Genomic DNA, 11,742 nt, shown 5'->3' with positions numbered 1-11,742 from the left:
CCGTGGTCGCCCTGAGCATGTACTGCGGCCGCCAACTGGCCCCCCACGCCGCCAGTGCCGCCCTGGGCGCACTGACGGCCTGCTATGGGGTCGGGCAGATCCTGGGACCGGTGGTGACGGCGCGGTTGCTGGAAAGCAGCGGGAGTTTTGCGCCCGGGTTGCTGGGGGCGGCGGCGGCGCTGATTGGGGCGGCGGTGTTGTTGGTGCCGTTGGGGAAAGTGCGGTTTTAGGGCCGGTTCACTGCCTGCTGGCGTACCAGCAACGGCATGGCCGCAAACAGCAACAAAGAAAAGAGATAGGCCATACCGGATACCGGGTCGCGTCCCGCCAGATACTCGCCCAGGCTCTGTCCTTGAAACCGCATCACCGCCAACTCCGCACTCAGCATCATCAACAGGGCCGGCAAACCAGTGCCAATACACTGCATCACCGTCACCAACCTAAATCGTTGCACCAGCCAGCGGGCCACCAGAAAACTGGCCAGCACCATCAAAGGCAATTCAACCAGCTCTGCCCAGCGCTCCCCAAGTCGCGGCACCAGGAAGGGAATGCGGATCATGGCCAGGGTGAAGCCTGTGGCGAAGATCAGGATGAAGTAGACCAGAGCAGGTTTTATTAGTCGCATTTGGATAACCGGCTACTGATGACGTTTTCCTTAAAGCCTCAAAAACCAGCGCACCTTCGCTGCTTCCGGCACCGCAGGCGCGCAGTTAATTCCGTTGTTACATGCATCATCGCATGAGTATTTTGGTAGTGATGATAGAAGGCTCATTTTCATAACCTTCTGCAGCCAAATTAGTTACTTTTTCTCGGATATCCTCTGGAGACAAAAATACCCAGCCTCTTGATTTAAATAAGGTGCGAATCTCTTCGGTCTTAGATTGATATACATTGCCTGCAGCCAACCCGAGGGTGATTTTTGTTGCAGTTGTTCCCATGCCCAAATCAATTAGATCTTGCTTCATGCGTGAAAAGACTATTTTTCGATAATTTTCACAAGTAAATAATTTATACTTCCCTTTAGTGGTTTCATGACTCTCCTGGAGGTCGGCCAATTTCACGCCTGGAGAATCAAGAAATGATTTAGCTTCGAAGGCTAAAACCTGATTCTCCTTTGGTTTAAAGGCCAAAATATCTACTTCTGGGCGAGGAATAGAGGGCTTCCCTAGGTCACGCTTCTCTTGCTTAGTAAGGCTTACTTTAAAGGACTGCCTAACCCAGTAACCCTCGTGCTCCAGTAATGTTTTTATTATTCCCTCAAAGTAATCCACGAACTCTCCTTTGCATGTAACGCCGCAAATTACCGGCGGCAAAAAGCAGAGCGAAGCAGCGTTTTTTGCCGTCCGAGTGCATTTGCCCTGTATGATCGAAAAGACCCCACCGATCGCGCGGCACCACTCCCGTCACTTTCACAAACCGCGCCTGCGAAAGTATTCACTTAGTCGGTGGTATCGAGCATCTTGCCCAAGCTGTGGATCAGCCTGCAAGATGTCCTCCAAGCATTGCCCCAACTCTCGGGGCGCCCACTGTTGGTCGCCAATCACTGAACTCAACAGCAATAGTGCTTCCATTGGGAATCGTTTGCACAGGCCAGATTCGGCAAGCAGATGAACGACGTAGTGAGGGTGTTCGATGGGTTGCAACCAGTCCTGCACCGCAGCCAAGGCTGACGGAAACTCGCCTCGGGCAGCAATGACCAAGCGGGTCAAGGACTCGGCGATTCGCGGGGTGGCCAAGTCGCGAGACTTTGGCCAGATCTGTTGCCAGAACGGCTGGACACGGTTTTTCCAGTAGTCCTCACGCTGATCAGCTGCACCTTCAAGCGCCTGGGAGAGCGCCTGTGCGGATTCCTCCAGGCCTTCCTGTGGAAGCTCACCAATCGCGGATCGGAACTCATCTGCTGCGTATTCCTCGGTCGGGCCCAATGCTGCATAGGTTAGGAACGCCGAGAATTGCTGCCGATGCTCGCCAAGATCGGCGTAGCGGTTTGCGCTCTCCAGGAACTCTGGCTTAAAAGCAATCAACAAGGGCTGATACAAACGAGGAGACCATAGAAAACCTTCCCACACTGCTTTTGCTTCGGCCGGATTACTCCAACTGAAAAGCGGCAACAGGTATTGCTCGGTCCACGGACGGTCTACGCGGAAAAATGCAATTAGCCGCGACCCCAGCAGTACTCTGCCGTGGCGGAATCGGTCCTCTTGTACGTCGCACAGTGTGGTGAAAATGGGCTTGAGGTCGGCTGGAAGCAGATCGTTGTCATTCGGGTTCTTCTTGAACCAAAGATTGATCAGGGCTTGAGTGACATGCCCAATGGGGTGATTGATTGCAGAACCGACGGGGTCGTAGGTTTCGAGACCATTACGGATGATGCGGGAACCTGAGTCAGCTTCGAACGGCAGCGAAAGCACGCGACGGCACAACCCCAGCAGAATGTCCTCGTGGCGATTGATCGATTTGGATGCAACTTCCATCCACCACGTTACACCGTGAGCAATCTCCTGAAGTACGGCATCGGGCATGGTCTGAACCAGCGGTGCTGCGTATCGCCAGGAGCGCAAAACCGTTCCTTCTTCGGCCCAGGCCTGCAGAGCCTCGCGCCATCGGCCAGCGGGCCACACGCCATTCTGCGCCAAATCACATAATGCGGACAGACTATGAAAGAAACGCGTGCGGCAAACGTCACGCCACGTATCTTCGTAGAAAGGTCGCCGTCCGGGCGTCGGCTTTGTGAGCCATTGCACCAGCTCCTGCCGCTTACGGGGAGCAATGTCGACGTCTCGGCTGTCCTCGTAATCTGGATCGCCAGTGCCACTCATCCAGTGCGAGAACTCGTCACGCTCGTTGGTCGCCAACTGCCATTGCGGGTAGGCATTGGAAATTTCCGCCAAGCGTGCCGCTGCATCTGCTCCCAGAACGAGACCCGATGTGTTCAGCTTGGCCAGATGCAGCCAGACAGAGCGGGCCACCAAGTCTTGCCATCGATCCGGCTCCAGATCATCCCGATACATATCGCGTGGCGGACCCGCCAAGATGGCTGCCTCCAAACGCTCTTGAGCGCCCTCTGCCAACTGCCGCGCCTGTAGAATGAGCAGTCTGAACACCTCCCGCCCCGTATCTGTGGACCACAGCCACCACGCCCCATCGGTCAACAGCCAATCCACCCATTGCTCGGACGGGATGCAACCATCCTGACTGGCGGCAAACAGGGCTAGGCGTTTGAAGGTGGGGTACGGCAATTCAAACCAGCTCTGTGCGATTTGTGTCGCGCGCATGATGTCATTCACGCGAACCGCCAACCAAGCATCGCGCAGCAATTCGATCAGGCTTACCCAGTCTCGGAAGCCCCGGTTCTGCCAATGTGGCGTAATGGACGGGAGATCCCAATGCGACCGGTCGCTGTGGTCATCGGCCTCACCCAACTCGCGTAACAGATCCAGTGCATCACGCAATAGCTGCTGAAAATCCTCCAGCAGGAGCGGCAGGGCCGATGTCCAGTGTTCGTCGGCTAAGTCGTGCAAAGCAGAATGCACGTGATCAGCGGCCAGCACGAGCTCCCAATCCACCAATTGTTTGATCCGCGCAGGCTCGTCGGTGCTGTTCGAGTCGTCGTCACCCCAGCGAAACGGCTTCTTCAAGACCACCTTGGGTGCAAGCAATTCCCGCAACTCCAGACGCAGCGTGGTGGTCAGCCCATCTCGCTTCAGCCGACCATTCCAGCGATACAGATCGGAGTCGTGCCATGGGGATTTCACCCGGCCACTAAGCAGTAGGCGCCACAAGGTGTGCATATGGGGCCCAGGAATAGCCTTGGATGCATGCAAGCGGATTTCATTCAGCTCGGAGGTCTTGCCATCACGCTCCAATGAAGCAAAACGATCCAGCTCGTGTTCGATCAACCACGACCAACGGTCATGCAATTGCCCACCACGTTCCGCAATCCAGATGAGCAGTCTCGGATCATCCAGGTGGCGCACCAGCCATCGGGCCAGATGGAACATCACGTCATCCAATTGGCTACCAGTGATCCCACCGGAGGCCAGTAGCATGGACGGGGCGCGGTCATAGGAGGCCGGCCGACGAATTAGGCTGAAGCGCAGCTTGGAGTCCTCTTCATCGCGAGGCGGCACGCCAAAGCGGACTAGATCGCCGTGCCCGAAACACTCATCCGAGAAGGGTTCCAGCAGCCAGTCAAGCGAAGGGGGTGGGATTGAATTCGGCGAAACGTTTAGCCGGCAAGCCCGATTTATCCGATAAGGCCCACAGCATCCGCCCGACAAAATCGTCCTGCCGCGTGCTGTCCTGTGGCCGGGCCAAGGCGTGCTTGACGATGATGGCTTCTTTGCCTTGCACACCGTCACGGTAGGTATCTGCCCATACGTGCAAAGTCTGGTGCAGCGCTGAGTGGTCGTAACTGTCAGCGGGTACGTTATAAAGGATGGGCGTGACGCCCTTGGCTTCCCACTCGATGGTCTTGCGTTGCTCTTGCCCCGATTCGCAATCGCCCAGCGCCCAGGCCTGCGGCGTAACTTCGCCCAGCATCCGGTCGGCCGCCAGCGCATCCATCATGTAGCGAAGTACCGGATCGTTGATGCTGTAACCCACGAAACAGACCACATAATTGCGGAACAACTCGCTTACAAAGCGTGCCGCCCAGCGCTCTGTGAGGTAGGCCAAGCCGAAATCACCGCTGGTGACAACCAGACGGTTTAGGGTCGTGTCGTCCACCTTTTCGGATAACAGGCCGTGCAGATAAACCAGCCCGTTCCAGCGGCTGTTTTTGGGGATGGGCAGCATCGGGGCGGCGTATTCTTGGAACGCTTGACCCGTGCGTTTGGCCGCCACATGAAAGATGCGATCGAAGTTGGTGGTGACCAGCCGCAGCGCGCCCTCTCGGCTCCGCGCCAGATGCAACAGCGCCGCTTGTGTATCGGTAGCACCCTTACGGCGGAGTTTCGGCTTCAAGGCATTTGCCAGAGCGCGACGGACAGCCAGACGCTGGCCCGGCAGGCGCCGTTCGAGCAGATCAAGTGTGGCATCGAACTGCCCACGCTCGAAGGCCTCACGTTCAATTTCCGAAAGTGCCGTCCCGCTCAGCCCGTAGATTTGCTCTACAAGCCCCTTGAAACCCGGTAAACCGGCAGGATAGGAAATTCCTGCACCGCAGAAGAACACCACGCGGCCTTCCTCATGCGCCTGCAAGAGCGCATCCGGAATGTCAGGGCCGTCCGTGATGAATTGCATTTCTATATTTCCTATCCAATGCGTATGTTCATTCGAGAAAGAGACAACGGGGTCAGGTCTCCCATTTACCAGCCAAGCCCCCTGTGATCTCGAAAACCGGAAAATGGGAGACCTAGCTCCGCATTCGTTCGTAGTTAATTAGACAGCCACATGAACAATCGCTGCCACCTGAAATGCAAGAGATATTAGGCCGAGTAGCGCTATCGATGCATGCCATAGTCTAGTATTTGCTGCGGCTTGGGATTCTCTAAATGGCTCTAAAAGCCCTGAATTATGAATGGCCCGCCGAAAAGAAGCGCTGCTGCTAATAGTATTTTCTAAACATGCCTTAAAATTTGCTGACTCAGAATCTTCAAGGTACTGCTCGAAAAGCTTTTCTACCTCCCCAACATGTCGCTCCATTTTTCTCATTAAGTCCCTCCACATAATATTATATGCAGGAACAATTGGCGAAGATTTAAAGGCCTTAATGCAAGCGATTATGGCTGCAGCAAATGCAAATACAATTCCAAAAACTTGATATAACATAAACCAAAAATCCAAGGTGGGCCAAAACCGAATAGAGACAACGGGGCCTGATTTTTCATCTCCCAGCCAATCTCGCGCATTCTTGAAAAACGGGAAGTGGGATACCTGATCCCGACCCCTCATCCCTACTACGCGGCATCGGGATTCGAAACAACCAACGCTGGATTGCTTCCTGGATCAAACTCGAAATGTTCGTGTTCAAATTGGTTCCCTTTAGCTTCCATCTCGTCAGCAGATGCCCATAGAAAGTGCGCTAGAGCCCTCAGCTCAGATGGCGAAGCTGATATAGTGACCTCAGGGAGCTTTGCGGGTTGCGGGCTATCGACCTGCAGCAACTCTTCTGTGTAGCCAAAGAACTCCATTTCAATCTCTCTTCGAATGACTTTTAACGCCCGCAACAGCGTAAAATTGTTCCGCCGCTTGCGATTATTAAGCATCCCGCGTCAAGTGTAGGACCTCGCCAAGAAAAAGGTAAGTGTTTAGAAACAGAGCTCGTGCCTCTTCGACTGAAACTTCCTTGTGAACACCAGTGGATACCCGGTCGAAGAGGTTCGAGAGATTTTGTCTTAGCCTCTGTCGTCTAGATTTACTCTCGCAGTTTTCATGCACGTAAGCGTTGATCCGATTCTGGTGTTTTGAAGCGTCTAGCTTCACCTGATTGCCGCCCATATCTATGATCTCATCTGTCGGCGGATATATTGAGTCAGCAAACGATTCTATGATCCTTCGGCATGTAGTTAACGCATGGCTAATGGATTCTGTGCTTCCAGCGCTCAATCTTTCCATAGCAGAAGGAATCTGCTCAATAACACCCGCACAACTACTTGATATCAATCTGTCGACATCCCTTTGGTAACGCTCGAATATCGTTTCGGCAAGATTATCGAAAACCTTTTCGTAGTAAACGCCTGTCACGAATCGATGTAACAACGCCATCACTTTGCTTCGTATGCCACTAAACTTTGAAATATTAGATGACGCATCATTCATAGCTCGAATGGCAACAGATGCGGCATAGTTGTGATCCCCCGCCGAATCGGGTATTCGCATAACTTTCAGTTTCGATTTCTCGGCTTCAATTAGGGCCTCTAGTTGTGCGAGGGGAACCCAGTAGCCTTTGTTATCCGCCTTTTTGATCCAGCGACCGGTGAGCCCCATATACTTCAAAGCGGTTTCATTATGACTACGAAATCCGCCAAGCTCGAACTTTAACCACTCTGATATTTCACTGTCGCTAACTATTCTAGCCAGGCGCGATGCCTTGAGAATAAGGCTCTCTCCGCTAGATCGGCCGAGTTCAAGATCGTCTAATAAATCTTGGACTAGCTCTAACGTATGTTCATTCTTGTTTAATGGCACAACGGTTCCTGTTTCTATTTTTAACGCTTCCGTCACGCACTTTTCGCGTGCACGGACTTGTTAATGACCTACGTGCTCACGCACGATCTCCTGATAGCGTCGATTCACACCCTCGGATAATATTTTCCATCTTTCTTCGCCGCCTGGAGTGTACTTAATATATGCCTCCCTCACTCCCTCCTCACGCATCCAGGCATAAACAATCGAGACGAAGTTCTCTTTATGAGATAGGTGCAAATACTCTGCATCTTCAATAAATCCAGCCTTCCACTCCGCTAGGCATTCTTTATTATCTGGAGCACTCAAAGAGGCCTGCTTTATTTGGTTGTATAGATTTGCCATGTAAGACCACTGAGAAGCAAATCTCGTATATAAAGCTGCATAGACAGCAGCAAATATTGCCCCAAACCAAGCCGTCTTACTTGTGAAGTTCGAGAGGATATAGCTAAATAGAGATCCATCAGGCTGACTCTCGCCAGACAGGTATCGCACGGAAATAACAATTGAGAACAACATTGTGCTGCAGAGCAAAGACCTCAGCGCAATGATCGCTCCTCCGTTATCCCTCTTATTCAGAAGAAATTCACCACTAATTAGGCTTATTGCTTTACCCCATATACCTAGCATTCCAATTGGTTCTCCATGCTTTGGTTCTGGCACAGTCCATCTAAATATATTCATTCTCATTAACGCCTAGCACTGCCGCCAGAGGTCGGCCTGCTGTTTATTGTTAGTGCTCAAAATTTGACTCTATGTACTTGTAATCAGATAAGAAATCGTCCTTTACCCCACACGAGCACGTTTCGATATTTGCTACACGGACAACCCTTTCACACTCAACACAAAACCTTTCCGGATTCAGCCTTTTCCTACGGAAATAGATATACACCACAAGCTAAGAAAGCCCAGTACATAGGGGGGGCAGGTCTCCCATTTCCCAGTCCAGCCATGCAAGAGCAATTAAAGGAAATGGGAGATCTGACCTCGCCCCCCCCTGCAACTGACAAAACTCGAAGAAGCGGCTTATTTCCTGACTTAACACGATATTCCCCGTCCCGAAAACCACTCTATATCAACCGTTTAGCATTTTCTGTAAGCCATATCCTACAAAGATATGGCTCGTTCTGTTGAGCACGGGATATTTGGGGTAACCGTTTGGAGGGGTATGGCCCAATGGGTCTGAATAAACCACTGGTCCTGGTTTGCGAAGGTGTAGGGCCTCGTTAAGGCACGGCAGTGACTTCAGGCCCTTCGCCTTGCGAGCAAGGCTCCAACGAGGATTGGGGGCTTGGGGTGTTGAAGGGCTTTTGGGGTAAGTAGCGGCTGGGGAGCCGCTGGACTCAGGGGGTGATGGTGAAGCGCATGACACCAATGATCTGGTTGTCGGCGGTGCGCACTTCCACTCGCCAGCGGCCTTCTGAGGGCACCGGGATATGGCGTTTGTGGGACCAGGTGCGGAAGCCGGAGTCGCGGCCGCCGTAGAGTTTGAGGGGAATCCGGTCGATCTGTTCGCCGTTCTGGAACCAGTAATGGTAAATGTCCTGTCCCAGGCCCAACGGCGCCTTGATGGCGGTGTAGGCATAGAGGCCGGCGGTGACTTCGTCGCTGGTGAAGCTTTGCCCGGTAACCAAAGGCTGGCGTTGCTCTCGGTTGAAGGACAGGGCCATCGCCCGCTCTTCCAGGGACAGGGTAAGAGGTGGCACCAGCGGTGCCAGCCAGCGTGGGGCGAAGGCGATCACGCAGGACACGGCCAGCAAACCCGCCCAGCGAAACCATTTTCGCGGCCCACCGAAGCGCCAGAAGCTGGGCAGCGCAAACAAGGCCGTGAGCCAGCCGGCCCAGGTGAGTGCGGAATCCGTGCTCCAGTGGAAGATCAACGGCAGCAGTACCAGCAGGGCCACAAACAGTGCCCAGGCGTGGAAGCCGAAGTACAGGGCACGGTGCCGTGCCAGCCAGAAGTACAACGGGTCGATGATGCTGACCAGGGCGGCACTGATCACCAGGGTGGTGAAGAAGATGTATTCCGCACCACCAGACCATTGCAGCAGCACGAACGGCAGACTGAAGAAGAAAGCTTCCTGGTGGACGGCCTGCAGCAGCAGTTTGAGCATGCCCTGGGACATGCCCTCCATGGCGGTACCGGCGAGACGCCGTTGCCAGAGCCCTTCGGTGAGCAGGAGCAGCCAGCTCAGTACCAGGAAGCCGGTGAGCACCGCCGCCAGCCAGGGCTGGCGTTCCACCAGGAAGTAACTGGAAAGGCCCAGTGCAAAGCTGATCACCGCCCACAGGTGGCGGATCTGGTAGAGCTTGTTGGTGAGGGTTTGCAGGGCGGGTGGCAAGGGTGTCGCTCCGTTGGGGTTTGGCTGTTCGACGTACTATAGGCGTTGGGGTTCCCGGTGGCTGTAAGAACTGGAGGGATTTAGCCGGTTCAGGAGGAGTTGCCGGCTGTTGGTGTCGTTATATCGGTAGGTTTGTCGTAATTGGATTGGCCTGATCGCCCTGCGGGCGATTTCCGCGCAAGCGCGGTTCGCACCTCGAGAGGAGCTCCTACAGGGGCGTTGTAGAGGAGGGAGAGATTGGCGCGGCCTGGGGCCGCGCGGGTTAGCCGGCGAAGTTGAGGAGGACGCCGGCGGCGACGGCGGAGCCGATGACGCCGGCCACGTTGGGGCCCATGGCGTGCATGAGCAGGAAGTTGTGGGGGTTGGCTTCCAGGCCCACCTTGTTGGCCACGCGGGCGGCCATGGGCACGGCAGAGACGCCGGCGGCGCCGATGATGGGGTTCACCGGGTGGTGGCTGAGACGGTTGAGCAGCTTGGCCATGAGCACGCCGGTGGCGGTGCCGATCATGAAGGCCACCAGGCCCAGCACCAGGATGCCCAGGGTTTCCATGACCAGGAACTGTTCGGCGCTGAGTTTCGCGCCCACTGCCAGGCCGAGCATGATGGTAACGATATTGATCAGCGCATTGCTGGTAGTATCCACCAGACGGCTGACCACACCGGATTCCTTCATCAGGTTACCCAGGCAGAACATGCCCAGCAGCGGCGCTGCGTCGGGTAATACCAGAGCCACCAGCACCAGCAGCAGAATGGGGAAGAGAATCTTTTCCGTCTGGCTCACCGGGCGCAGCTGTTCCATCTTGATGGTGCGTTCCTTGGCGGTAGTAAGAGCGCGAATGATCGGGGGCTGAATGATCGGCACCAGCGCCATATAGGAATAAGCCGCCACGGCAATGGCGCCGAGCAGTTCCGGGGCCAGCTTGGTGGTCACGTAAATGGAGGTGGGACCATCCGCGCCGCCGATGATGCCGATGGCCGCCGCATCCGCCAGGGAGAAATCCATGCCCAGGTAGTTCAGCGCCAGGGCCCCCAGCAGGGCCGCGAAGATGCCGAACTGGGCTGCGGCGCCCAGCAACAGGGTACGCGGGTTGGCCAGCAGCGGGCCGAAGTCGGTCATGGCGCCTACGCCCATGAAGATCAGCAGCGGGAAGATGCCGGTCATCAGGCCTACGGTGTAGATCAGGTAGAGGATGCCGTCGCCGTAGTTGGCTTTTTGCGCCAGATGGTGGAGTTGGTCCTGTACGGCCGGCCCGGCGCCTTCAGCGGCTTTATAGAGCGCTTCTCGCCCGGCATCGGCATCCATGCCCAGCACCTGGGCCATGCTGGCGAGCAGATCCTGGCTGCCGAAGTGCATGGCCTGGCTGATGGCGGATTCCGCCAGCCCGGCCACGGGGATGTTGGCCAGCAGGCCGCCAAAGCCGATAGGCAATAACAGCAGCGGCTCGAATTTCTTGTTGATGGCCAGCCACAGCAGGCCGAGGCAGACCAGCAGCATGATCAGCTGCCCCCCGGACAGATGAAACAGGCCGGTGCTGTGCCAGAGCGTCTCCAGTTTATCCATGGGCAGGCTCCAGGCTAATCAGGGTCTGGCCGACGGTAACCGCATCACCCTCTTTCACCGCCATCTCGGTGACGATGCCCGCTTCCGGGCTGGACACGTCGGTTTCCATTTTCATGGCTTCCAGCACCATGATCTTCTGCCCTTCGGTGACCCGGTCACCGGGCTTCACCAACACCTTGAAGATATTGCCCGCCAGGGGCGCCGGGATCGGTGTGCTCTGGGACGGGTTGTGGACCACCGGCGGGTTGGGCTGGCCAGCCCCTGCGCTTTCGCCCAGGGCCTTGATGCCGGTCACGTCACCACCGTCACTGACTTTGACGGTGTACTCCCGACCCTCCACTTCCACGGTATAAACACCGTCGCTGTTGCCGGCAGCAGGCAGCGCCTTGCCGTCAGGCGCCGGCTCGAACGCGGAAGCGTCACCACGATGCTCCAGGAAACGCAGGCCGATCTGCGTAAACAACGCATAAGTCAGCACATCATCAACGCGGCGCTTGCCGTCCGCCAGTTGCAGTCCTTTTTCGCTGGCCAGGGTTTCCACTTCACTGATCAGGCTGTCCATTTCGTCATCGATCAGGTCGGCGGGGCGGCAGGTAACAGGCTCATCACCGTCCAGGGCACGGGCCTGCAATTCCGGATTGAAGGCTGCCGGCGCCGCGCCGTATTCGCCGCGCAGTACGCCACGGGTTTCCTTGCTCAGTGCCTTGTAGC

12 protein-coding genes are annotated in these 11,742 nt (G+C 55.6%); 1 reads left to right on the top strand and 11 read right to left on the bottom strand.

Annotated elements, in window-relative coordinates:
* The coding region (locus tag HUJ17_RS01610) for a YbfB/YjiJ family MFS transporter (RefSeq protein ID WP_290509062.1) at window positions 1-230 on the top strand (230 nt) is incomplete at its 5' end.
* Here HUJ17_RS01610 and HUJ17_RS01605 read toward each other — a convergent pair.
* The 11 genes from HUJ17_RS01605 to HUJ17_RS01555 all read right to left on the bottom strand — a co-directional run.
* Window positions 227-625, bottom strand: coding sequence for a hypothetical protein (locus HUJ17_RS01605; RefSeq protein ID WP_290509061.1), 399 nt, complete (start codon window positions 623-625; stop codon window positions 227-229). The genes HUJ17_RS01610 and HUJ17_RS01605 overlap by 4 nt on opposite strands.
* Before the next feature lie 106 nt (window positions 626-731).
* Window positions 732-1,271, bottom strand: a complete 540-nt coding sequence (locus tag HUJ17_RS01600) for a hypothetical protein (protein ID WP_290509060.1) — start codon at window positions 1,269-1,271, stop codon at window positions 732-734.
* A 138-nt stretch (window positions 1,272-1,409) separates the two neighbouring features.
* The gene (gene dsr1, locus HUJ17_RS01595; protein ID WP_290509059.1) at window positions 1,410-4,280 is read right to left on the bottom strand and encodes an anti-phage defense-associated sirtuin Dsr1; all 2,871 of its coding nucleotides are present in this window, start codon (window positions 4,278-4,280) and stop codon (window positions 1,410-1,412) included.
* A complete protein-coding gene (locus HUJ17_RS01590) occupies window positions 4,192-5,244 on the bottom strand; it encodes an SIR2 family protein (RefSeq protein WP_290509058.1) in 1,053 nt (350 codons plus the stop codon). The genes dsr1 and HUJ17_RS01590 overlap by 89 nt, the downstream gene beginning before the upstream one ends.
* Before the next feature lie 138 nt (window positions 5,245-5,382).
* A complete protein-coding gene (locus HUJ17_RS01585) occupies window positions 5,383-5,772 on the bottom strand; it encodes a hypothetical protein (RefSeq protein ID WP_290509057.1) in 390 nt (129 codons plus the stop codon).
* Between the two features lie 128 nt (window positions 5,773-5,900).
* Entirely contained in the window at window positions 5,901-6,209 is a 309-nt protein-coding gene (locus tag HUJ17_RS01580; protein ID WP_290509056.1) for a hypothetical protein, read from the bottom strand.
* Window positions 6,202-7,167 carry a hypothetical protein gene (locus HUJ17_RS01575; RefSeq protein WP_290509055.1) on the bottom strand — a complete coding sequence of 322 codons (966 nt, stop codon included), beginning with the start codon at window positions 7,165-7,167 and terminating at the stop codon, window positions 6,202-6,204. The genes HUJ17_RS01580 and HUJ17_RS01575 overlap by 8 nt, the downstream gene beginning before the upstream one ends.
* A 24-nt stretch (window positions 7,168-7,191) precedes the next feature.
* Window positions 7,192-7,758 (bottom strand): hypothetical protein, encoded by a 567-nt coding sequence (locus HUJ17_RS01570; RefSeq protein ID WP_290509054.1) that lies wholly within the window; start codon window positions 7,756-7,758, stop codon window positions 7,192-7,194.
* Between the two features lie 713 nt (window positions 7,759-8,471).
* Window positions 8,472-9,470, bottom strand: a complete 999-nt coding sequence (locus tag HUJ17_RS01565; RefSeq protein ID WP_290509053.1) for a DUF2914 domain-containing protein — start codon at window positions 9,468-9,470, stop codon at window positions 8,472-8,474.
* A 262-nt stretch (window positions 9,471-9,732) separates the two neighbouring features.
* Window positions 9,733-11,031 carry a sodium ion-translocating decarboxylase subunit beta gene (locus HUJ17_RS01560; protein WP_290509052.1) on the bottom strand — a complete coding sequence of 433 codons (1,299 nt, stop codon included), beginning with the start codon at window positions 11,029-11,031 and terminating at the stop codon, window positions 9,733-9,735.
* Window positions 11,024-11,742: biotin/lipoyl-containing protein (locus HUJ17_RS01555; RefSeq protein ID WP_290509051.1), on the bottom strand; the 719-nt coding region annotated here is incomplete at its 5' end. The genes HUJ17_RS01555 and HUJ17_RS01560, both read right to left, overlap by 8 nt.

The organism is Alcanivorax sp., assembly GCF_014762765.1.
Taxonomy (GTDB): domain Bacteria; phylum Pseudomonadota; class Gammaproteobacteria; order Pseudomonadales; family Alcanivoracaceae; genus Alcanivorax.
The sequence above is the reverse complement of the archived record's forward strand: the minus strand, read 5'-3'. Positions and strand labels throughout refer to the sequence as shown.